22 protein-coding genes are annotated in these 21,431 nt (G+C 57.5%); 19 read left to right on the top strand and 3 right to left on the bottom strand.

What is annotated here, in order from left to right; all coding sequences use genetic code 11:
• Positions 1-27: 27 nt before the first annotated feature.
• The 5 genes from QRN55_RS15510 (at position 28) to QRN55_RS15490 (ending at position 3,596) form a co-directional block, all read left to right on the top strand.
• The gene (locus tag QRN55_RS15510; protein WP_284777392.1) at positions 28-429 is read left to right on the top strand and encodes an energy transducer TonB; all 402 of its coding nucleotides are present in this window, start codon (positions 28-30) and stop codon (positions 427-429) included.
• 149 nt (positions 430-578) lie between these two features.
• On the top strand, positions 579-839 hold the full coding sequence (gene rpsU / locus QRN55_RS15505) for a 30S ribosomal protein S21 (protein ID WP_111841677.1): 261 nt from the start codon (positions 579-581) through the stop codon (positions 837-839).
• A 631-nt stretch (positions 840-1,470) separates the two neighbouring features.
• Positions 1,471-1,842 carry a response regulator gene (locus QRN55_RS15500; protein ID WP_284777391.1) on the top strand — a complete coding sequence of 124 codons (372 nt, stop codon included), beginning with the start codon at positions 1,471-1,473 and terminating at the stop codon, positions 1,840-1,842.
• Positions 1,843-2,059: 217 nt separating this feature from the next.
• A complete protein-coding gene (locus QRN55_RS15495; protein ID WP_111841675.1) occupies positions 2,060-2,389 on the top strand; it encodes an ArsR/SmtB family transcription factor in 330 nt (109 codons plus the stop codon).
• A gap of 457 nt (positions 2,390-2,846) precedes the next feature.
• The gene (locus tag QRN55_RS15490; RefSeq protein ID WP_284777390.1) at positions 2,847-3,596 is read left to right on the top strand and encodes a Crp/Fnr family transcriptional regulator; all 750 of its coding nucleotides are present in this window, start codon (positions 2,847-2,849) and stop codon (positions 3,594-3,596) included.
• 36 nt (positions 3,597-3,632) lie between these two features.
• Here the strand turns inward: QRN55_RS15490 and QRN55_RS15485 are convergent, their stop codons facing one another.
• Positions 3,633-4,601 (bottom strand): isocitrate lyase/PEP mutase family protein, encoded by a 969-nt coding sequence (locus QRN55_RS15485; protein ID WP_284777389.1) that lies wholly within the window; start codon positions 4,599-4,601, stop codon positions 3,633-3,635.
• A 178-nt stretch (positions 4,602-4,779) separates the two neighbouring features.
• On the opposite strand from QRN55_RS15485, the gene QRN55_RS15480 reads away from it, so the two are divergent.
• From QRN55_RS15480 to QRN55_RS15415, 14 genes are all read left to right on the top strand, one after another.
• Entirely contained in the window at positions 4,780-5,259 is a 480-nt protein-coding gene (locus QRN55_RS15480) for a tripartite tricarboxylate transporter TctB family protein (RefSeq protein ID WP_284777388.1), read from the top strand.
• An 11-nt stretch (positions 5,260-5,270) separates the two neighbouring features.
• The gene (locus tag QRN55_RS15475) at positions 5,271-6,785 is read left to right on the top strand and encodes a tripartite tricarboxylate transporter permease (protein ID WP_111841671.1); all 1,515 of its coding nucleotides are present in this window, start codon (positions 5,271-5,273) and stop codon (positions 6,783-6,785) included.
• Between the two features lie 16 nt (positions 6,786-6,801).
• Entirely contained in the window at positions 6,802-7,749 is a 948-nt protein-coding gene (locus QRN55_RS15470) for an isocitrate lyase/PEP mutase family protein (protein WP_284777387.1), read from the top strand.
• Complete coding sequence (locus QRN55_RS15465; protein ID WP_284777386.1) at positions 7,746-8,714, top strand: Bug family tripartite tricarboxylate transporter substrate binding protein; 969 nt, start codon at positions 7,746-7,748, stop codon at positions 8,712-8,714. The genes QRN55_RS15470 and QRN55_RS15465 overlap by 4 nt, the downstream gene beginning before the upstream one ends.
• The gene (locus QRN55_RS15460) at positions 8,714-9,766 is read left to right on the top strand and encodes an AbrB family transcriptional regulator (protein ID WP_112501769.1); all 1,053 of its coding nucleotides are present in this window, start codon (positions 8,714-8,716) and stop codon (positions 9,764-9,766) included. The genes QRN55_RS15465 and QRN55_RS15460 overlap by 1 nt, the downstream gene beginning before the upstream one ends.
• Positions 9,767-9,868: 102 nt before the next feature.
• A complete protein-coding gene (locus QRN55_RS15455; RefSeq protein WP_284777385.1) occupies positions 9,869-10,633 on the top strand; it encodes a GntR family transcriptional regulator in 765 nt (254 codons plus the stop codon).
• A gap of 170 nt (positions 10,634-10,803) precedes the next feature.
• Complete coding sequence (locus QRN55_RS15450; protein ID WP_111841667.1) at positions 10,804-10,995, top strand: CsbD family protein; 192 nt, start codon at positions 10,804-10,806, stop codon at positions 10,993-10,995.
• Between the two features lie 835 nt (positions 10,996-11,830).
• Entirely contained in the window at positions 11,831-12,307 is a 477-nt protein-coding gene (locus QRN55_RS15445) for a hypothetical protein (protein WP_284777384.1), read from the top strand.
• Positions 12,304-15,402: an HsdM family class I SAM-dependent methyltransferase gene (locus QRN55_RS15440; protein ID WP_284777383.1), complete on the top strand. Its 3,099-nt coding sequence runs from the start codon at positions 12,304-12,306 to the stop codon at positions 15,400-15,402. The genes QRN55_RS15445 and QRN55_RS15440 overlap by 4 nt, the downstream gene beginning before the upstream one ends.
• Positions 15,402-16,055 carry a hypothetical protein gene (locus QRN55_RS15435; protein ID WP_284777382.1) on the top strand — a complete coding sequence of 218 codons (654 nt, stop codon included), beginning with the start codon at positions 15,402-15,404 and terminating at the stop codon, positions 16,053-16,055. Before QRN55_RS15440 ends, QRN55_RS15435 begins: the two co-directional genes overlap by 1 nt.
• Before the next feature lie 28 nt (positions 16,056-16,083).
• Positions 16,084-16,905 (top strand): hypothetical protein, encoded by an 822-nt coding sequence (locus tag QRN55_RS15430; RefSeq protein ID WP_284777381.1) that lies wholly within the window; start codon positions 16,084-16,086, stop codon positions 16,903-16,905.
• Positions 16,902-17,786, top strand: coding sequence for a hypothetical protein (locus QRN55_RS15425; RefSeq protein WP_284777380.1), 885 nt, complete (start codon positions 16,902-16,904; stop codon positions 17,784-17,786). Before QRN55_RS15430 ends, QRN55_RS15425 begins: the two co-directional genes overlap by 4 nt.
• 18 nt (positions 17,787-17,804) lie before the next feature.
• A complete protein-coding gene (locus QRN55_RS15420; RefSeq protein WP_284777379.1) occupies positions 17,805-18,425 on the top strand; it encodes a hypothetical protein in 621 nt (206 codons plus the stop codon).
• Between the two features lie 143 nt (positions 18,426-18,568).
• The gene (locus QRN55_RS15415; protein ID WP_284777378.1) at positions 18,569-19,903 is read left to right on the top strand and encodes a hypothetical protein; all 1,335 of its coding nucleotides are present in this window, start codon (positions 18,569-18,571) and stop codon (positions 19,901-19,903) included.
• 186 nt (positions 19,904-20,089) lie between these two features.
• On the opposite strand, the gene QRN55_RS15410 is transcribed toward QRN55_RS15415, so the two are convergent.
• A complete protein-coding gene (locus tag QRN55_RS15410; protein ID WP_284777377.1) occupies positions 20,090-20,320 on the bottom strand; it encodes a DUF2274 domain-containing protein in 231 nt (76 codons plus the stop codon).
• A gap of 2 nt (positions 20,321-20,322) precedes the next feature.
• Positions 20,323-21,423 (bottom strand): TraB/TrbI/VirB10 family type IV secretion system protein, encoded by a 1,101-nt coding sequence (locus QRN55_RS15405; RefSeq protein WP_502871334.1) that lies wholly within the window; start codon positions 21,421-21,423, stop codon positions 20,323-20,325.
• Positions 21,424-21,431: the final 8 nt, after the last annotated feature.

Genomic DNA, 21,431 nt, shown 5'->3' with positions numbered 1-21,431 from the left:
AAGCTGTCTAGAGTCGGTCTGGTTATAATGCTGGCGCTCGCCTTACCATTTACTGCAGATATTTCAGCGACTTCTGCGGAAGCGCCGTCCGCACCGCTGCCGCAAAATGCGACTGAGTGGAACAGATATGTGAGTGCGCGATTGAGACGCGCTTCGATTCCAATCGCGAATGCAGCTCGCAAGCGCGGAATTGTGGGGGACTACGCGTTAAAAATTGACTTTACCATCAAGCCCGACGGGTCGGTCTCCGATGTGCGCCTTATGGAGGGGTCCGGGGATGACGCCCTTGACGCGGCCGCATTGGAGGTTCCCGTCAAGGCCGTACCCTTTCTTCCCTTCACCAAGGACATGCCGCAAACGCCGAGGCGTATCAGTGCGCCCCTGGTTTTCAAGCTGATTCCGGAGCCTCCGAAGCCACCGACACCCTAGTGTGGCCTCCGCTCTCACCCTATTTACCCTCCAATCGCACGTTCATTACGCAATGTTATGCTCAGTATGTGACGATACACTTGCCAAAAGCCCCAATCGCAGGGTATGGACTGTGCATAATTGCCAGAATGTTACCCAGGAGCTAAAGCTTGCAAGTCCTCGTCCGTGATAACAATGTCGATCAGGCGCTACGCGTACTGAAGAAGCGCCTTCAACAGGAAGGCGTGTTCCGTGAAATGCGTCTCCGTGAAAGCTATGAGAAGCCATCAGTCAAGCGCGCCCGCGAAAAGGCTGAAGGCATCCGCAGAGTCCGTAAACTCGCTCAGAAGAAGCTGAACCGCGAGCTGGGCATCGTAGCACCGAAGAAGCAGCGGCCTGCTCCGCAGGCCAAGCCTGCTTCTACGACCTAATTACTCGATCAGCACTTCGTCGTGACCGCACTTGCTTTTTGGCAAGTGCGAGAAGACCGTCTAGTCAAAAGTGGGGTTCAGCTTTGAATCCTGCCTTTAGGCGTGTGTCATTGGTTCCGTCGGCCTTGGCCTCGTAATGAGTGCCGAGCCGATGGCGTTTGCGTTGTGGTGTTGGAGATACCAACTCCGTCAGAACCCGCGCCGCGTGTTGTTTCATCAACGTCAGCGCGACTCATCCTACGGTGACAGACTAGGTGAACGGGCCAGCTCTGGTCTCGTTGCAGAATCGCGTCCGCCAGAGACGAGTCACGGGGTTCTGATGATCGCCATATAGGGCTGGTGATCGATTGCGCTATTGCGCTCAAGTGCCCTAGCGCGGCAGACGTTGGTCGTCTCTAGCGCACACACCTTCTCACAAATGCCCCTCCAAATACCTGAATCGCGCACCATTCAGCCCCATGCCGATGGTGTATCGCCAGCGCACGGATTGCGTCTCGTTGGCGAAAACCATAGGCCTGGCGGAAAGATAAGGTGGAACCTATTCGAGGTCGGATCTTTAATGTCCGATAAAGGACATTAAAGTGGTGTACACCACCGTTCGTGAATTGCCTCCTACCGAAGCGAGACCTTCGTGCCCCAGGACCGAATTGCCGTACTCGTCGTTGAGAACGAGGCACTCATTCGATCTGCTATCGTTGCGGATTTGGAAGCAGAGGGCTTTGAGGTCTTTGAGGCTGCAAACGCAACGGAAGCGATCGTCGTGTTGGCAATCAACCCTGCCATTCGCGCCCTGTTTACCGACATCGATATTCCCGGTGATGTGGACGGCCTGAAACTCGCGGCGTTTGTGAGAGATCGATGGCCACCGATCAAGATCATCATGACATCCCGTCATCACCATCTGCGCGACAAGACGCTCGGTATCGGAGAACATTTCATCCCGAAACCGTATCAGCCAGACCATGTCATTGCTTCGCTGCGTAAGCTCGTATCGCTAAACTGACTACCGCGCCAAGGGCATGTCGCTTCTGACCCGCACAATGTCCGATATCGGACATAAATGTGATTACTTGTATTGCATGAACACTCGGAAGGTGACACTCTTCGTTTCACCGCTGGATAAGCGGTCACATGCGAAAGCGGAGTGATTCGCATGCGCACTGGTTCTCGTATCGCTTCTTTTCAATCTGAACGACGTCCTCCCGTGACGGGAATTGCCTATGAAAACTACGTTCTCCGATGACCGTGCGGTAATGGATTCTGCGGGCATTTTGGCAGCGATGGCCAATGCAAAGCGCCTGCATATTCTCGACATCATAAGCCAGCGGGAGGTGCCCGTCGGTCAGTTGGCCGAGATGGTAAACCTCAGCCAGTCTGCCCTGTCACAGCATCTGGGAAAACTTCGAGATGCCAATCTCGTCAGTACACGGCGGGATGCGCAGACGATTTATTACTCCTGCAATTCCTCGGCAGCTATTCATCTCCTCGCGACGCTCTATGATATTTTCGGAATACCGAAGCATCCGTTGGCAACTGAGTCGTCTGCCTGACGTAACGGTGTTCACGTACCACAGTTAAGTAATGCTCGCATGGGTTTCAAACACACGGCCTTTTGCGTTCGTCCGATTTCGGACTGAGTATCAGCGTCTTCCGTAGGGTAAGGTGTGGTTTTCATTGCAACATAGCAGGCACAAGGATTTAATTAGAAATCTCTAATGTTTTGCGATCGATAAGAGAATACAACGAGAACGAGCCGGAAACAGTATATCCACAACACAGTTTTTGAGACTTAAGGTTACTAAAAATTGCTGTGTCTATAACTTCACAGATCGAAGTTGTAATCTGTGATATCAAGCGATTTCTATTAAAAGTCATGCCGAATTGTCCCATTTCGGACATGGAGTCTGGAGGCCTTGCATAGTGATCTCCAAGGCCGCCATACATCCGCCACGCCAATGGCTTAAAGCGACTCATCGTTCGCAACTTCATGGCGCGAACGGCTAGGAGATGATCATTGCTCTTGCCCTCACTGAGGTTAAGAATATGAGCAATCTTCAACAATCGACGGTTCATAATAAACTCCTCTCGGCGTTGGATCCGGTCGATTTCTCCCGTCTTGCCCCCCATCTGGAAGCGCTGGAACTGCCGAGGCTGTATGAGCTCTCGTCATCCGGCAAGATTGCTAACTACTGTTATTTCCTCGACCGAGGAATAGCGTCCGTCGTTGCGCAAGTCAGCGGAGGCCGGAAGGCGGAGATCGGCATATTTGGTTCGGAAGGCATGTTCCCGACCTCGCTCATCATGCACGATCCGACCGCGCCCTATTCGACATTCATGCAGGTTGCCGGACACGGCTACAGAATCCAGAGCATCCATGTGTCCCATGCCATGGAGCAGAGTTTTAATCTTCGATCCCTGCTGTTGAGATTTGCTCAGGCGATGTCTGTTCAGACGGCGTTTACGGCGCTGTCCAACGCCACAGATAACATCGAGCAGCGCCTCGCTCGCTGGCTGCTGATGTGCCATGACAGATCGAATGGCGAGGCCATCGGCCTCACACACGCGTTCATTTCAGAAGTGCTGGCCGTGCGTCGTCAAAGCGTCACCACCGCACTCCATGTACTGGAGGGTCAACATCTGATTTCGGCGGAACGAAATCAGATCAAGATACTGGATCGACAGGGTCTGGAGAGCTTTGCAAGCGGCACCTATGGCCCTGCCGAAGCAGAATACCGACGTCTGGTCGGGCCGTTCTAGGCGAACGGCGACCGGCGCGGCACAAGAGCGACCAGCTTATCCCCTCGGGTCATACTCCCCCAGTGACCCCGCATATTTGGCTAGGCTTTCTTCCGGCAGGAAGCGCTTTTCGATGTCTAGAACCGCCGGGAAGCCGGTGAGATCGAGATAGGAGAAGGTGCCGAGTTTCGAGGATTTCTGGGTTTCCATGAAGTCGTTGAAAGCGTCGGCGTTTCGCTCTTTGCAATCGCGCAAAAATGCTTCCATCATCAATTGGGAAACTTTCGAGATGGAAATATTGTAGACAGCGGCACCGCTTGCCTCGTACTCGGCTGCCGACAGAGCAGGCTTGATCGAGCTTGCGTTGATGTAAATATCCGCCTCTGGGAAGGTTTCCAGCACGCGCTGCATTTCTTCGCGGCTCTGAAGCGCCATCACCATCAGCATATCGACGCCACAAGTCAGATAGGCCTCGCAGCGGCGCAACACCTCGTCCACGCTACCGCCCACGGCTGCACGCGAATCCGTTCTGGCGATGACGACGACATCCGGGTCCAGCTCATCGCGCTTGGCGCAGGCGGCGCGGTATTTGGCGCTGGCTTCCGAGATCGGCACCACCTCGACACCCTTGGTAAAGCCGCAGCGCTTGGGAAAAGTCTGATCCTCAAGGAAGAACCCAGCGACACCGGCAGTGATGAATTCGTGCACGGCGCGTGTAGTGTTGACCGCATTACCAAAGCCCGTCTCGCAATCGGCGATGACAGGAATGGTAATGGACTGGCAGATACGGCGTATATTATCGACCGCTTCTGTCAACGTCATCAGGCCCGCATCCGGCATGCCCATGATATGGGCCGCTGCCTGTGAGCCGGACTGGAAGAATAGGCGAAAGCCTGCCGCTTCCGTCAGTTGCGCATGATGCGGCGTTGCGCCTGAGATGCCGACCAGCGGCTTGCGGTCTTCCCGCAGCTGACGTCGCAGCTCCGAACTCATACGACCGGATATGACGGTTGGGCGAAGATGCATGTGAAACCTCCCTGAAACACTGCCGCATGTTTTCCATAGCATGGATTTTATGTCAACATTCTATCTGTATTAGCGCATTTATTCATCGTTAATCGGATTTTATTGCAAATAGTGTTGACAGATTTACAAGTCTTGGGCTTAAGTGAGATGACATTAATATGACGGCATGGGAGGAGCTATGACTGTCAGAAACTGGCCACTGGCCACATTCGGCATCACCATATTCGCAATCGGGATTGCGGTGTTTCTCAATGCCCGCGGCATTCAGGGCGGGTTTGGCTATGACGCCGTCGGCCCCGCTGTCTTCCCGATGATCATCGGTGGAGGCTTCATGGTCTCTGCCATTTTGATGTGCCTGGAAAGCCTCAGCGTCGATGCCGAGGCGACTAATAGCGATGAAAAAACAAACATCTGGCCGGTCATCGTCATTTCGGCAGCCGTGCTGATCGAGGCACTGCTGATCAAGAAGGCCGGTTGGGTGCCCATGGCGACGCTTGTCTTCGTGGCTGGCGCCTGGGCCTTCGGTGATCGCAGGCTGCTGCTGAATGCTGTGTTCGGCCTCGTGCTGTCCGGCATCATTCTCTTCGCATTCAACTGGGGGCTCGGCCTCGATCTTCCGCTCGGCATTCTCGCGCCGATCCTTCCTGCCAACCAGTAGGCCCGGCTCAAATGGATACTTTCTTCGATCTCATGAACGGCTTTGCCGTTGCCCTCACGCCCGCCAATATCGGCTGGTCGCTTCTGGGCGTCACACTGGGAACCGCCATCGGCGTGCTGCCCGGCATCGGCCCTGCGACAACAGTGGCACTTCTGATGCCGCTGACACTGGGGCTTGATCCCATCTCGGCGTTCATCATGTTTGCGGGCATCTATTACGGTGCGCAGTATGGCGGCTCGACAGCGTCCATTCTGCTCAACACGCCCGGTGAAGCGGGCGCGATGATGACAGCACTCGACGGCAACGCCATGGCCCGAAAGGGCCGCGGTGCGCAAGCGCTGGCCACCGCTGCCATCGGCTCCTTCATTGCCGGAACGATCGCCACCATCGGCCTGACATTTGCAGCGCCACTGCTGGTCAATGTCGCCCTGCTTTTGACCGCACCTGATTATTTCGCGCTGATGATCCTGTCGCTGGCGACGGTGACGACCGTCATCGGGCGGTCCATCGGCAAAGGTATCGCCGCACTCTGCTTCGGCCTGTTCCTCGGCTGCATCGGCCTCGATCCGCAGACCGGACAGGAGCGCTTTACCTTCGGCATCATCGAGCTTCTGGATGGCATCGACACCGTGGTGGTTGCGGTCGGTCTGTTCGCTGTCGGCGAGACGCTGTTCGTGGCGGCGCGTGAAGGCGGTGTTGCCGATAAGATTCATGCGCTGAAAGGCTCGATCTGGATGAGCCGCGAGGACTGGTCTCGGTCCTGGAAGCCCTGGCTGCGCGGCACGCTTATCGGCTTTCCCATCGGTGCCATTCCCGCAGGCGGAAGCGAATTGCCGACAATTCTCTCCTACACGCTGGAAAAGAAGCTGTCCCGCAACCCCGAAGAGTTCGGCAAGGGTGCCATCGAAGGTGTTGCCGGGCCGGAAGCTGCGAACAATGCCTCGGCGGCTGGTGCCTTGTCCCCGCTGCTGGCGCTCGGGCTGCCGACCTCCACGACAGCCGCTGTTCTGCTCGCCGCCTTTCAGCAATATGGCCTGCGCCCCGGCCCGCTGCTGTTTGAAAGCAACAGCGATCTGGTCTGGGGCCTGATTGCCAGCCTCTACATCGGCAACGTGCTGCTGCTCATCCTCAACCTGCCCATGGTCGGCATCTGGGTCAAGCTGCTATCGATCCCCAAGCCCTGGCTCTATGGCGGCATTCTGGTCCTGGCATCGCTTGGTACCTACAGCATCAACGGCAATGCAATCGATATCTTCCTGCTTTGGATCATCGGTATCATCGGCTTCTTCTGCCGGGTTTTGGATGTGCCCATCGTGCCGTGTATTCTCGGTCTCATTCTGGGCCCGATGATCGAACAGCAGATGCGCCGTTCGCTGGCCATCAGCCAGGGTGACTGGACCGTGTTTCTGACCCACCCGGCCTCGGCACTCATGCTGGCGCTGGCGGCCTCCATCATCTTTATTCCAGCCCTTATGCGCCTTCGCCGGTCCAACGACCCGGCTCCCGGCAATGCCGAAGCGCCCTGAAAGAACGGAAACCATCATGTCGCTGAGAGCCGAATATCGAAAACTCATCCGTGAGCGCGCAGGCCACATCATGCCCGGCGTTTACGATGCCCTGTCTGCCAGAATTGCCGAACGCGCAGGCTTCAAGCTGATCGGTGGCGGAGGCTTTGCCGCCATCGGCACCATGCTGGGCGGCGCTGATATGGGGCAGTCCAACATGCGCGATTATGCTGACCATTACGGTCGCATCTGCGCGGCGGTCAACGTGCCCGTGTCCGTGGATGCCGATACCGGCTTCGGCGATGTGCACAATGTGACCCAGATGGTGCGCAGTTTTGAAACGGCAGGCGTTTCCGGCATCATGATCGGCGACCAGAGCTTTCCCAACCGCTGCGGATATCTGCCGGGCAAGGACGTGATCTCCGTCGAGGAAATGATCGCCAAGATACGCGCCGCCGTCGCCGCCCGCCGCGATCCCGATCTGGTCATCATTGCGCGCACCGACAGCCGCAGCGATTTCGGGTTGGATGAAGCGATCATGCGCTGCAAGCTCTATCTCGAAGCGGGTGCAGACCTCGCCAAACCACAAGGCGTCGACAGGCCGGAGGAAATTGCCCGCTGCCTGCAGGAAATCCCCTGCGAATTCGCCGCAACCCTGTCTCAGGCAGCCAAGCAGCGTTTTACCGACATTGCCGAGTTGAAGGCGCAGGGCGTGGCCACCATCAGCATGCCATCCATCGCGCTGTTTGCCGCTGCCCACGCGGTCGATACGACCTTGCGTTCGCTTGCCACGGCAGGCTCGCTGTCTTCAGTGGAGACGGGGCTTATGCGGCTGGATGACTACAATGAACTCGTCAATCTCAATGGCATGATGGCCAGTGAAATCGAGTTTCGGGAGGAGGCAACACGCCTCGTCCAGCGCCATAATGGGCGCTCCACCACACACTCTTCAGAAACCATCGACATGGGAGGAAACCTTCGATGATATCACGCAGACTGTTACTGGCAGCTTTTGCCACCACGCTTGCCTTGCCGGCACTACCCGTCGCGGCACAAAACATCCGAACCCTAGACGTAACCGTGCCTGGCGGACCGGGCAGCGGGCTGGACCAGGTGGCACGCGCCATCGAAGATACGGTGCGCCATGAAAAGCTGGCGCCATCTGTCAAGGTCACCAACATCCCAGGTGGTGGCGGCTTTGTCGCCATCTCGCAATTCGTGACCAGCAAGGAAGGCAATGGCAACGCCGTTGTCGTGCAGGGTGCCGGAACGGTGTTCTTCCCGCTGACCAACAAGACCCCGGTGACATTGGCAGATGTGCGTCCGCTGGCGCGATTGGCGGGTGAATATGAGGTCATCGCAACCCGCGCCGACTCCGAGCTCACCTCGTTCAAGGACCTGATGGACAAGTTCAAGGCCAATCCGGGCAGCGTGGCCTGGGGCGGCGGATCGCCGGGATCGACCGAAAACATCTTCTTCGCACGCCTGGCAAAGCAGGCCGGTCTTCAGCCGAAACAGGTGAACTTCATTCCGCACCCGAACACCGGTGAAGTCGTCGTCTCGGCGCTGAACGGACAGGCGACTGTTGTCGGCGGCGGTTTGCAGGACTTCCTCACACAGGTGCAAGCCGGAAAGATGAAAATTCTGGCCGTTGCCGCACCGGAGCGCCTGCCGGGCGTAGATGCCCCTACTCTGCGTGAACTCGGCGTTGACGTCGTGTTCGCCAACTGGCGTGGCATTTCGGTGCACAAGAGCCTCGATGTTACCCAGGCCAAGACGATTGCCGCCTTCGTGGAGAAAATGAAGGACACGCCACGCTGGAAGCAAATCCTTCAGGATCGCGGCTGGCTGGATATGTATATGAACGAGGCCGACTATCAGGCCTTCATCAAGAAAGAGACCGACAGCGCCAAGGAAATCCTCGGCGAATTAGGTCTTGCTGCGAACTGATGCCTCCCAGGGCAAAAATCCTCACTGTCGGGCTGGTGCTGGCAGCTGGGGTGGCAGGCGGAATTCTGTTCCGCCTGCTCCATCTTCCCCTGCCCTGGACGCTGGGGGCGATGTTCGGTGCGGCCCTTCTTTCGTTTTACGACCGTAGCCGAGTTCTACCCACAATCTTTCGCGATGGTGCGCGCCCGGTGATCGGCGTTATGGCCGGAAGCGCGTTTACGCCGCTGGTCGTCCAGACTATCACCGGCTGGTGGATGCTGGTGCCGATACTGATCCTGTTCTTTCTGCTGGTGACGACCTGCGGCTTCTACTTCTTTCGCTTGCTCGGCTACGACCGCTCGACGGCCATTTTCGCCTCGATGCCCGGTGGGCTGGGAGAGATGACGTTGCTGGGTGCGCAGTTCGGCGCCGACATTCGCAAGCTGGTGCTTGTGCATTCCGTGCGCATCATCATCGTCGTCTCTGCCGTGCCGTTTCTTTTGACGCTGATGACCGATGTCAATCTGGTAAAAGGTGCTGCACCTCTCGGTGATCACGCCATTGCCAGCGCAGTCGACTGGCTGATTTTACTCCTGTGCGCGTGCCTCGGATATCTGGTCGGGCGACCGCTGCGGTCATTCGGCGGCATCATGATCATGCCGTTGCTATTCAGTGCCATCGCCCATGGCACCGGCCTGACCGCCATTGCACCGCCCGCGTGGTTAGTGGCGGGCATGCAGGTCGTCATCGGCTGCATCACCGGCGCTCGATTTGCCGGCATCAAGTTTCACGAGGCACGACTTGCGCTGATGCAGGGCGTTTTCTGGACATCGATCCTCATCGCTCTGGCACTTGGAGCGGCAGAGATCACCAGCGTCCTCGTTGACCAACCCTTTGCCGCGCTGTTCCTGGCCTTTGCGCCCGGCGGCTTTGCCGAGATGAGCATCATCGCCTTTGCAGCGAACATCGAGGTGGCCTTCGTCGTGACCTGCCACGTCTTCCGCACCATTTACGTTGTTTTAGCGGGGCCCTCCATTCACCGTCTTCTTGCAGGGAAAGATGATCGGTCATGACACTCTAAGTCATTGAATCGACGCATCCGCCTTCGAAAATCCATTCCGGTCTTCGGGCCGATGCGCTAGTATCGCGCGAGATAAACAAGGTTGGCATTGAGCATGGATCGCATCGACACGCTGGGCGCAGGCATTCAGGACCGCGCTATGGAAGTGGAAGGAACACTGGCGGAACGACTTTTCCACCAATTGACCGAGGCCATTCTTCTGGGCGAAATTCCGCTCGGCTCGAAAATCAGCGAGCCCGCACTGGCTCAACGTTTCGGTGTCAGCCGCGGCCCCCTTCGCGAAGCCATGCACCGCCTGCAGGAGCGCCGCCTGATTACCCGCACCGCCAACCAGGGCGCACGCGTGACCGAAGCGACACCGGAACGACTATCTTCGCTGTTTTCCGTGCGCGAAATGCTGGAAGGCCTCGCTGCTCGCGAAGCTGCCGTCAAGATGACGTCAGCCGATTTCCTCAAGCTGCGCGAAACCATCGAGCATCACGAAGCCGGGCTGGCAGGACTCGAGCCCGGTCAGCATAATGCACTGGGCACTGTCGACAGGGACTTTCATTTTCAGATCGCGCAATCCAGCCAGAACGACCTGCTGATAAAACTGCTCTGCGAAGAACTTTATCCGCTGCTCCGTCTCTATCGCAGCCGCAACGACAGTCTCGTTCTGCGCCAACGCGCCGTGGTCGAACACAAGCGCATCTACGACGCCATCACCGACCGCGACGCCGACCTCGCCGAAATCATGATGCGCCGCCACATCGGCAGCGCCAAAATACGGCGGGTCGAGGCAATGCAGCGCGATATGCCGTTTGAGGAAGCAGCGCCATTATCTACAGGTAAACGAAAGGCCAAGCCAAGAACGTCCTGAAGCTTCGATCAAGCGCTTGCCAATGGGGCGATGGCGTTCGACTGTGCCACCTTCAACCAGATCGGGATTGGCAAAATGGAAGCGGCCAACAAATTTTCCAAGGAACCATAACACGCCCTAACCCGTTGTTTTACCAATCGAGCAATACAGCTCATATAAGGAGAACGACAATGGGAAGCACCATGGACAAGGTTAAAGGCAAGGCCAACGAAATCGCTGGCGAAGCTCGCCAGACAGTAGGCGACGCAACCGACAACCACGAGATGGAAGCTAAGGGCGCGGCCCAGGAAGCCAAGGGTCATGCACAGCAGGCCAAGGGCGACGCGAAGGAAAAAGTCAAAGACGTGATTGATCGGGCATAATGGCCTCGATCATAAAAAGGGCTCCGAACTCAGTTCGGGGCCTTTTTTGATTCCGTTGTTTCGCGATTGGGTTAGTGCATCTAACCAGCATAGAGTCAGCCGATCTCGTTGGGCCAAACGTTGCTAGACCGGACAATGTTTAGCAGAGAAGCGACCATACTTCCTGCGAGCGTTGAGTACCAAGTTTCGTCATCATCAATCGCCGCCATGTAGGATGGTTTTCTCGGAAGTTTGCGGCTGAACAATTTGAAAAACTGATCAAGCTAGCAGCTCGGACGAAACATCGCGCAGCTTGGATCGACGGCAAAGCTCGTTCAACAAATCATTGGTACTGCTGATAATTTTCATATGCGCGCGAGACGCCCACAAGCGGCTTAGGCCACCTTGTTATGGCGGATGGGTTCAGGGATCTCAGTGAGAAGCTTGCACTTGGGCGCGTTCGAGCGGTTTAGATTGACTGGAAGTTGTCACCATTTTTGGTTGCGGGGGCGCGCAACTACCGATACCGACACTCGCTAAGAGTGGGCATCTAGGCCGTTTGGTACCGGCAGAGGTGAGGAATGAGCAAAGTAGCCGGAAATACCCTCTCCTTCCTGCCATCACCCACATGCTTTGCAAAAATGCGTCGAGAATTGGTGCCGCGTGAGCATCGTATCGACTAACCGCACCGAAGGGATTGACCAAACTCAAGAGCGGGAAATCAAGATCGATGCTGACAAGTCCAGCAACACCATAGCCGCCACCTTCACCTTCGACACTTTCAGAAACGAAAAAGGAACAAATATGGGGTCTACCCCGTGTTGATATGGGCGCCACTCCGTACTAGAATGGCCAAATGCGTTACACTCAAAGTCAGATTCGTGAACTTCTGTCCATTTCGGTGGATGCATTCCGCACGTGGCGGGATGCCATCCCCGCGCTGGCTTCGCACAAAGGGCACGCTCCCAGCTTCACGCCGGGGGATGTTGTCGCTATGGCGATTGTTGCCGAACTCGTCAGAGATTTCGGTGTGCGCGTGGGCACGGTCGGCGATCGTTTCGATCAATTGTTCAAGGAGTGCCGGGGGCGGTCGTGGCTTTCGCTTGAGCATTGTGTCGCCTTGATCGAGGCCGGCAGCTTTCGCCTGGTCGATGCAAATGTCGCCCAACGTCGCTCGCCGGACGCAACCACTCTATGCGTACCGTGTGCGCCCATAATAGCCCGATTGCGCTCGGCGCTTACCGCGACGGAAGTCGATCAAGTACAAGGTTATCTTCAGTTCCCCCCTACTTCCGTGGCCATGCAACCGGAACGGCGCGGTAAACGAGCATGACCTCCTCTCTGGCATCCGCATTGGCGCCGGAGTGGAAAGACCGCCTGGGGCTAACACATCGGCGCTCGCCTGAACTCTACGAGTCAGCCGACGCAGTAAGCGACGTTCCACATGCTCCGGCCATCCGGGCCGCCCTCAATGAAATGGGCGTGTCCGCGATGTTCTGCGTCCAAGGCGTTCCCACGGTCGCTATCTTGGAGGCCGACAGCTATGATCGCGCCGCGGTTATCGATCTTCACGGTGCGCTGTGGAACCAGGGCCTGGCAAGCCTCTTGCTGGTCATCGCGGAAGATACGCTCAGAGCGTTTTCGCTCGCGCGTACTCCGCTTAGCGATCCGGGCGATGCCTTCGAGACACGCTGCCTCATTGATAGCCTCAGCCTGACGACCGAAGCCCTAAGATTTCAAAATCTCATTTATGGTGCAGAATCTGGGCGCCTGTGGAAGGACTACGGCGAGTATTTCCCGCCAAAGGAACGTATCGATCAGGTTCTGCTCGATAATCTCAATGCGTCCCACAGCCTCCTGCAAGCTGCCGCGCTCGCCCCCGATGCCGCGCAAGCCTTGCTTATACAGGCGATGTTTATCGCCTATCTTGAGGACCGTGAGATCGTCACACCCGCATATTTTGCGGCGGTATCCGAAAAAAGCTCCGACAGCTTCTCGGCGCTACTGGAAACAGGCGACGTTGACCTCTTCAGGTCGTTCTTCCGAACGCTCCATGCAGATTTCAATGGCGATCTGTTTGTCGCCCCCTGCTCATTCGAGCCGATGGGCGAGGCCCCGGAGGTCACGTCCGCCCACCTGACAATTCTGGCCCGGTTTCGGTCGGGGCGTGAAGAAATGGCGAACTCGGGCCAGCAGCGTTTCTGGGGTTATGACTTCCGCTATATCCCGATCGAGCTCGTCAGCGCCGTCTATGACCGTTTTCTCGGTGAACGTGAGGCCGAGCGCCGCGCCAATGGCGCCTATTACACGCCCATGTTTCTCGCCGACACGGTCGTTTCCCAAGTCTGGGAGATGCTGCCGGGCGCAACTCGGACAACCGGAAATTTTCTAGACCCTGCCTGCGGTTCGGGGGTCTTCCTCGTCCGCTCGTTCCAGCGGCTGTGTGAGCATTGGCGCGCCAAACACAAGACGCAGACGATCTCATGGAAGACTCTGCTATCTTTACTGAGCCAGATTCACGGCTGGGATCTGAATGGCGGGGCGGTTCGCGTCGCGGTATTCTCGCTCTACGTTGCACTGCTCGAAGAAGTGTCCCCCCGCGATATCCGCAAGCTCATCACGCGAGGAAAGCTCCTGCCCGAACTCTGGGGCAAGACGCTTGTCTGCCGCGACTTCTTCGAGGTGTCGCCGGACAGCTTTAAGTGCGAGGTGATTATCGGCAATCCGCCATGGACCAGCCGCCGCGGCCTGGCGCGCTCTTCCGTGAAGTGGAGCAAAAAGACGGGCTACCCCATGCCCGGCGGCGAGGACGCCTGGGCCTTCAGTTGGAAAGCTCTTTCTCACCTGACCGATGGGGGACTGATCGCGTTCCTGTTGCCGGCAATGGGATTTTTGCACAACCATGCCCAGAACTCGGTCGATGCACGCGACGCGTTCTTTCGGAAATCTCAGGTTCGCCGCGTCATCAACTTCGCGGACCTTCGCTTTCAGCTTTTTGAGAAAGCCCACCGCCCCACCGCTCTGATCATCTACGGCAGCGCCAAGACGGACGGTTTCCCATATCGTTTCGACTACTGGGCGCCGAAGGCCGACCTCAATCTTCGGATCAAACGCGTCATCACCCTAAGCAGCACCGACAAGGCCATGCTTAGCGTCGGCACGGTTCTGGATAATCCGCTCATTTTCAAGCAGCGGTTATGGATGCGCGAACCAGAGGCCAAGCTCTTCGGCTACCTCGCGCGGCTCCCCAAACTGGGAGCTTTGGTCAGCGATTTTGGCAGCCTTAGCCGTCGCCGCGAAGAGCCGGGCGACCGTTGGGTGATCGGGCAAGGCTATCAGCCCTACAATGAGGACAGCGAAAGCGACGCGCCTCCTCTCGCGAGCGATTACGTCGGCAAATTGCCGGACTTGCCAATCGCTGCTTACTCGCGCCTAGCTCAGGCTACCGAAGGCTTGCAGCCAGCCCCCTCCTCAACGGTTCGTCGCCGGGGATTCGAGGCTGGGTTCAAGGGCACGCGCATCCTCATCCCGCGAGGGGTCGAGACGTCGCAAAACCGTCTCCGGGCTGCCTATTGCGATGAATCTCTAACCTTTCAGGATATATTGCAGGCGATCGTTGTGCCCGCTGGGGAAAGTCTCCGCGCAAAAGTTCTAACCGCGATACTCAATAGTCGTATCGCGGTCTGGTATGCCTTCCATGGCACCGCGTCGTTCGGATCCGATCGCCCGGAGGTCAAGCAAGCCGACTTACTGCGGTTGCCTTTTCCGTCACCCGCTGATGTTCCCGATCAGGGTGCCGCCGAGCAAGCTGCTCTTGAGCTGATTGCCATCGTGGATGACGCACGCGAGCGCTCCCGCCAACATTTCTCGATACAGGTCGATGAGGGTGAGATTCTTCGATCAATTGATCGTCTAGCGTACCAGTATTTTTGTCTGTCACCTGACGAAATTGCTCTGATCGACGACACCGTCGAGGCGATCCTACCCGCGCTTCAGCCCCATGAAGGTCACTTCCCGAAGCTGTGGGGCGCGCCGGACGAACCGCAACGGGCGCAATATGCGCGTACCCTGTCAGCCAGCCTGGCCGACTGGTTCAACGGCAAGAAAATCGATGCTCGCCTTATGGCGCGCGGGGCAGATCTGGCGATCCTTCGGCTGCGCTTGGGAGGTCAGGAAGACTATGCCGAAGATGCAGACGGAGAACTGAGCGCCGTTCTTGAGCAACTGGCAGCGCATATCCAGCGGCCACTTGATGGCAACTTCCAGTTAATCCCGGACCTGCGGGTTTTCGTCGGTGATTGTCTCTACCTGATCAAACCGATGCAGATGCGCTTCTGGCTACGCTCCACGGCACTTGCCGATGCCGATGGAATAGCACTGGATCTCCAGCAGGCAATCGCCGTGCCGAACCAGCGGGGTGCCGGTTGATGCTGATCGGCGATGTGCAGGGATGGGCTGACAACTTTATTTCATTCGATGATCGTTTTTTGGAGAGGATCGCCGCAGCTTGGCCAGCTTGTATGGCCATTCTTCCCGCACAGCCTGGGGAAGATGACATCACCATCAACCTCGTCGACCGTCTAGCGAAAGATGCGGTGGTACGTCGGCTATGCCACTGGGTCGAGTATCAGTTCGAACCATTCGGGCTTGCGGCGGATGGTTCGAAATACAGCAAGGGCATCATCGACATCGCCGTTCTCTTCGATTGGGAACGGGAGCGCTATCTGGCCTATGAGTGCAAGCGGCTCAACGTGATAAACGCCGGAAGTCGCAGTTCCCTGGCTACGGTCTACGTGACCCAGGGCATGATGCGTTTTCTTAAGGAACAATATGCTGAGCAGCTACCTGTGGGCTGTATGCTTGGTTATGTGCTCGACGGAGATGTGAGCTTTGCGCAGGAGCGGCTTGCCGCCGCCATCGCCAGCCACTCGCCCCTCATACTCATTGATGGCCCCACGCCACTTGCGTCGATCGACACCATCGAGCGCTTCCGAACGCGGCATACTCGTCCAGCCGGCTCGCAGATTGAATTGCGGCACGCCCTATTTACGAAATTAGCCGTGATGGAACCAAACGGCTGACAAGCCGAGTATCGGCGAGGATAAGCCTTTGGATAGCAGCAAAATCGTCGAGAATGCGGTCAGCAAGCTCGCAAACACCATGAGAATTTATGTCGAAGCGCAAAGCCGTTTTGGCGATCTGTTAAAGATCGACGCCGAAGAAGCGATTGATAACGTCGATCGTGGCTTCGAGATGAAGCTTGAGGCGTTCCATACGCTCTATGATGTCTCCAAGAATCTCTTTCCCTATTTCGATCATGGGGACACCGCCCTGATGATCGCCATACGAAATGCAATCCATCACCGCGATCACCCACTCTTCATAAGTCTGAATCGACGCTTGCACCTAGAGCGCGGTGGACTGGAACCCTGGCTCGGCGCATCCTTTTTGCTGGCCAGCCACCCAACGACCCACGGCGCTCCGATCCTAATGTCCCATCATGTAAGATTGGACGATCTGGACGCGCGCCTCGATCCTTCTCGCGCATCACCATATCTGGACCTCTCCGTGAAAGGCGCGAAAGCGACCAACCGTTTCACGGTGATCGATTCTCAACTGGGGCTGCCAGAAATCCGCGCTCTCCATTCGCAGCACAGATTCCCCGAAGATCAAGTATATCTCGATCTTATGCCGATTTTTGTTTCGGCTACATGCAAGGTCTTCAAGGCGCTGAAGGCTGGGGGCATAAATTTCAACGGTTTCGACGCCAGTACCTATCTCATTCCCTTCACGTCAGAACTCGACATTGACCTTTCTAGTCAAAAATTCTCGCAGTTGCGCCTACGCGGTTTTGGGCCACTCGACCTTATTCCCACTCCCATCGAGCAAGAACGGAAACGGAGCTTAGCAGCAAAGGCAGATCGAGCATGAGTTCATGGACGTTGGATGATCTGCGCCGCCTCGATCTAAGATATGCAGAGGAAGGTATCCATATCCATCAGCGGCCATTCCGGGCCGCGACAGAAATCCTCGGCTCCAGCTTCGTCATCGGCGTCGGCGGGAACCCCGAAGTCAAACGGATCATGGACGCCTATGCCGCCATGATGCCCGAGGTCGATACCAACTGGCCAGGAGCCGGGATAGGTTTCGCCGCCTCCGTCGATCAGGTCCGCAAGCTGACCTTCCCGGTCGTGTTTGGCCAAGTCTCGCTCCAGCCCTGGCAGGTCGCGGGCTTCGCCAGCGTTGAGGAATGGTGGATCTGGTGCAGACAGGATAGAACAATTGCAGGGAACGTCGCTTTCTCGGTCGCCGACCTCCACGATTTCACCAATGGCCTGAGCGAAATCGAACACGCAGTACCGGCGGCAACTACATTATGGCACATGGCGCGGTCCAACATCGAGGACATTGCCAACACGCTACCGACCTCCTTCAGCCACGACTCGGTCATTCAGCCGATTTGCATGGTTGCCGAACTCTCGATGAAGGCATCCCTCGTCCACGACGGCGCCGACCCGGATTCCTTCCGGAAAGGCAAGAATGGCCACAATCTATCGTCAATAGCTCTTCGTATGGCGGAAGGACACCCCCACCGCGATGATGCGCGGGTTCAGGCCATTGTCGGCGCACTGCCGCCCTATGTCGAAAGCCGGTACAAGCCTGCCGGATTAAAGCGGCTTCAGGTCGTGAAACTCGCCCTCGGCGTGCAGTTCGTCGCCGCCTCAAGCCTTCGGCGGCTGACTGGGGCTGATCTCGCCCTCCAGATGGAAGGCGACGAGTGGCCCGGCCCGCGACAGCCATTCGGCATCTAACGATATTTAGGATTTGCTATGCCCTATGAGGAACTCATCGACCTATTGAGCTCACGCAACGCGCTCATCGTGCATTGCTCCCGGCCAGGGAAAGGCGACGAAGGGCTGAACGGTCGCCTGTTTCCCGACGACCTGCGCGATGCCATCAAGGTTTGCGACACCGGCGTCGGTGACGTGAGTTGTTCTGTGATTTGGCCTGGCCACTGCAAGACCTTCGGCTCTATCGGCATTGTGCTCAAGCCACGATCCATCGCTTCAATTACGTCGGCCCACTCGACTGATGCCGGCACCGTCCGGGACAAGAACGGCCGCCGAACGGGCCTTGGCACACCCTACTCCCGGCAGGCTGTCACGGACACCTTCGCCAATTCGACAGACTATAACGAATGGACCGTGATGGACGCGGACACCATCGGCGTCTTTATCAACCTCCAGGACCCGCCTCTCGAAGTCGCCAAGATCGTCGATCTCACGCAATTGACCGACTACAACGCCACCATCATGCCCGCCGAAATCGTGATGCCACAGCAAATCACTCTCAAGGAGGTGTGCGCCGCTTTTCCGGAGCTGCCTGTTTACGCCTTTCTGGATACTGAGATTGTTCAAATCGGCATTGAGGCAAAGGCGCTTTATCAGTAATTCGAAAGACCAATAGAAATCATTTTATCCAGCGCGATTAAAGATAGATGATACGCAAATCCGTAGATAATTTAGTCTCATTCGACATCGCATTTCTGAGGTAGAGCGCCGTGGATTCCGGATTTATTGATCTCGATATTTTAATGACCAAAATTCGTAACCCCCAATCGAAAATCTACTTTCTCGACGCGGTGAAGGCCTACAAGGCGGGTGCGCTGCGCGCTTCGTTGACGTCTGTTTGGGTTGCCCTAGTCTATGACCTTATCGCCAAGTATCGGGAGTTGAGCGCCATGGGCGATGCGGCCGCGACGACCTTCATCACCGCTTGGGATAACGCCACCGCCGCAGCCGACATCAGGAAGCTGCTTCAACTTGAGGCGGATATTCTCGAAGATGCGACTGCCAACACCCAGGTCGTCAACCGCATCGCCCAAAATCAGTTGGCACGCCTTCGCGAAGACAGGCATCTCTGCGCCCATCCGGCGTTCTCGGCAGAAGCTGAACTGTTCGAGCCGTCGCCGGAACTGGCGCGCCTTCATCTGGTCAATGCGGTCGATCTCGTCCTCTCGCAGGAACCCTTGCAAGGCAAGGCGATCTTCGACCTCTTCGACATCGATGTGCAATCGTCCGGTTTCCCTACCGCTCATGCGCGCATTCTTGACTATGTCGAACAGCGCTATCTCGCCCGCGTCCGCACCCAGAACATCCGCAATTTCGGTACGGTGCTAGCGAAATCCCTGCTCAAGGGCGTGCCGGCTCAATGGGAAACCCAACAGCGTAAGATCACCTCTTCCCTCGTTGCGGTGCGCGAACGCGCCGCCCCGTCATGGCCAGACATCTCCGCCATCATCGTCAGGCTGATCGACGGCCTCGCCCCCCAACACAGACCTCGCGCAATCGCGTTTATCGCCTCCTTCCCAGACTTCTGGGCGCTTCTGCTGGAACCGACGCGGATGGCCCTGCAAGCGACAATCGATAATGCCGATGCCACCACCATCACAGATTACAGCATCCTCCCAGGCGTAACCCTGCCGCATTTCCGCGCGCCACTCCTCGCCCTGATCGCGGCCTTGAATGGGGAGCACCTGGCCAATGCAATCGCCATGCAGCCGCTCGTCGACCTATGGCCTCGCGCGGTCACGCTATATCAGGAGTCCGGAAGTTGGCGTGGTTCAGAAGCCAATTTTCGCGACCTGATCTCCCCATTCGCCGGTCGTCTGGCCAGTTACCAGATCGATCAGCTTCTCGATGCTATCATCGAGAACGGTCAAAACTGGGACGCTGCCGAAACCGACACACTGCTACTTGAAATTCTCCGCAACGCGGAAGCGGCCGAGCAGCCAACCCCGGATGCGCGCGATCGCTTTTATCAGCATGTCCGCGGCGTGCGCCGTACCGACAAATACGATGAGGTTCTGACGTTTTTTCAGGCCGATGGCTGGGTGCTGCCTCCGCCCGAACAGGAAGAAGACCAATAAGTCTGGTCCGTTTCACGCTCTATCTACGTGCTAGCGAATTGGCTTGAACATGCAGCTCGTCAAAATACTCGCTTCGGCTGCTCACACCGCATCAGCAAAGGTGGCTACTCCAGCAAGTGCTGACATCCAACGTAAGAAGAGGACGATCCGCCGAAACGATCCGCCGATATCTGAGATCTTTTTCAATCACTGTTCCCTGCCGCTCTCGCGGCGCGCCTTTGCGAACCCGCGATCGGTGGCGATGAATCGCTCCAGCATCGGCACGATCAGCCTGACGGGATCGGCGGCGGGTTGGCCGCTTTCGCGGCCGAGCACTTCTGCATAAGCGATGAGATTACGGTGGAGCGTTCCCGGCAATTCCACCGTGACCTTTACAGCTTTGTCTTCAACGAGTGGCCCAAGTTTCAGCTTTGTCACGGTCAATTCCGGTAAGGTTCGAGGACTAAATCCCGCATCACGATGACCCTGACCGGGTATCCCGGTCGAATGGTCAGCGTTGGGGCAACCTGCAACTGACGCTGGACGATCTGCTGTCCAGCCTGATTGATGGTGTCCTGCGCCCCGTCGCGGATGGCGCGGATCAGGCGGTCTTCGTCGTCGGTCGCCAGCTCCGTACCGATGCCGAGCAGCGTGGACAGGCCCGCCGCTTTCATCAGATCCCACCAGTGGTAATCGACGCCATCTTCCAGACCGGCATATCCGGAAGCGTCAGCACCGGGCTGGCGCTCCAGCACGATGGAGCGGCCATTGGGGAGGATCAGGCGGTTCCAGACCAGAAGCACACGGCGCTGGCCGAAGGTCACACCGGCGTCATATTGACCGATGATCCGCGTTCCTTGCGGGATCAGGAGCAGGCTGCCCGTCGGGCTGTCATAGACATTTTCGGTCACCTGCGCCGTGATCTGTCCAGGCAGATCGGAACGGATGCCGGTAATCATGGCTGCCGGGATCACGGCCCCTGCCTGAAGGATATAGGGCGACGCGGGCGCCATGATCCGGTCTGCGGCAACGGTCTGACGGTCCACCGGCCCATTCAGAAATGCCGCATGCCGGTCCTGCGTGGCGGGCTGACCGCCAAGGTTAAGGCCAGCGAGGCCCGGCATACTGGAGCCAGATGTCGTCGCTGATCGCTGCCCCGACTGGAAAAACACCGTGCTGAGACGTGCGGCTTCTTCCTCCGCGAGACGTCGCTCCTCGGCAGGATCACGAGTTGGCGTCACCATTACGGGCGGCGTAACGGGTTGCCCCCTGTTCTGCGCATCGAGTATCGGGCCGCCGAGGTCTCCCGGTAAAGCTGGTCCTAGGACGGGGCCGGTATAGTCACGCGGCAGGCCGGACAGTCCATCCGCTGTGGGGCGGTTCTCGGTCGAATAGAGTTCCTCGCCATTTCCACTCATGTCGCGGGTCTGGAGGGCATAGATCAATGCACCGCCAATGCCGAGGAGCGCGACGGCACCCACGCCGGCCAGCATCTTGCGTGATAGGCGGGTCACGCGCGGCGGCTCGGCGCGCAGACGCATAGGAGGCG

Source organism: Agrobacterium sp. lyk4-40-TYG-31, from assembly GCF_030209855.1.
Taxonomy (GTDB): Bacteria; Pseudomonadota; Alphaproteobacteria; order Rhizobiales; family Rhizobiaceae; genus Agrobacterium; species Agrobacterium vaccinii.
This window is presented reverse-complemented; position numbering and strand designations above follow the sequence as displayed.

Bases quoted from the DNA above. Each gene is read 5' to 3' on its own strand.
- QRN55_RS15495 (WP_111841675.1), top strand. From the start codon at position 2,060: ATGAAAACTACGTTCTCCGATGACCGTGCGGTAATGGATTCTGCGGGC.
- QRN55_RS15445 (WP_284777384.1), top strand. From the start codon at position 11,831: ATGCGTTACACTCAAAGTCAGATTCGTGAACTTCTGTCCATTTCGGTG.
- QRN55_RS15415 (WP_284777378.1), top strand. From the start codon at position 18,569: ATGACCAAAATTCGTAACCCCCAATCGAAAATCTACTTTCTCGACGCG.
- QRN55_RS15455 (WP_284777385.1), top strand. From the start codon at position 9,869: ATGGATCGCATCGACACGCTGGGCGCAGGCATTCAGGACCGCGCTATG.
- QRN55_RS15435 (WP_284777382.1), top strand. From the start codon at position 15,402: ATGCTGATCGGCGATGTGCAGGGATGGGCTGACAACTTTATTTCATTC.
- QRN55_RS15480 (WP_284777388.1), top strand. From the start codon at position 4,780: ATGACTGTCAGAAACTGGCCACTGGCCACATTCGGCATCACCATATTC.
- QRN55_RS15420 (WP_284777379.1), top strand. From the start codon at position 17,805: ATGCCCTATGAGGAACTCATCGACCTATTGAGCTCACGCAACGCGCTC.
- QRN55_RS15475 (WP_111841671.1), top strand. From the start codon at position 5,271: ATGGATACTTTCTTCGATCTCATGAACGGCTTTGCCGTTGCCCTCACG.
- QRN55_RS15460 (WP_112501769.1), top strand. From the start codon at position 8,714: ATGCCTCCCAGGGCAAAAATCCTCACTGTCGGGCTGGTGCTGGCAGCT.
- QRN55_RS15440 (WP_284777383.1), top strand. From the start codon at position 12,304: ATGACCTCCTCTCTGGCATCCGCATTGGCGCCGGAGTGGAAAGACCGC.
- QRN55_RS15450 (WP_111841667.1), top strand. From the start codon at position 10,804: ATGGGAAGCACCATGGACAAGGTTAAAGGCAAGGCCAACGAAATCGCT.
- QRN55_RS15465 (WP_284777386.1), top strand. From the start codon at position 7,746: ATGATATCACGCAGACTGTTACTGGCAGCTTTTGCCACCACGCTTGCC.
- QRN55_RS15510 (WP_284777392.1), top strand. From the start codon at position 28: ATGCTGGCGCTCGCCTTACCATTTACTGCAGATATTTCAGCGACTTCT.
- QRN55_RS15425 (WP_284777380.1), top strand. From the start codon at position 16,902: ATGAGTTCATGGACGTTGGATGATCTGCGCCGCCTCGATCTAAGATAT.
- QRN55_RS15405 (WP_502871334.1), bottom strand. From the start codon at position 21,423: ATGCGTCTGCGCGCCGAGCCGCCGCGCGTGACCCGCCTATCACGCAAG.
- QRN55_RS15485 (WP_284777389.1), bottom strand. From the start codon at position 4,601: ATGCATCTTCGCCCAACCGTCATATCCGGTCGTATGAGTTCGGAGCTG.
- QRN55_RS15490 (WP_284777390.1), top strand. From the start codon at position 2,847: ATGATCATTGCTCTTGCCCTCACTGAGGTTAAGAATATGAGCAATCTT.
- QRN55_RS15470 (WP_284777387.1), top strand. From the start codon at position 6,802: ATGTCGCTGAGAGCCGAATATCGAAAACTCATCCGTGAGCGCGCAGGC.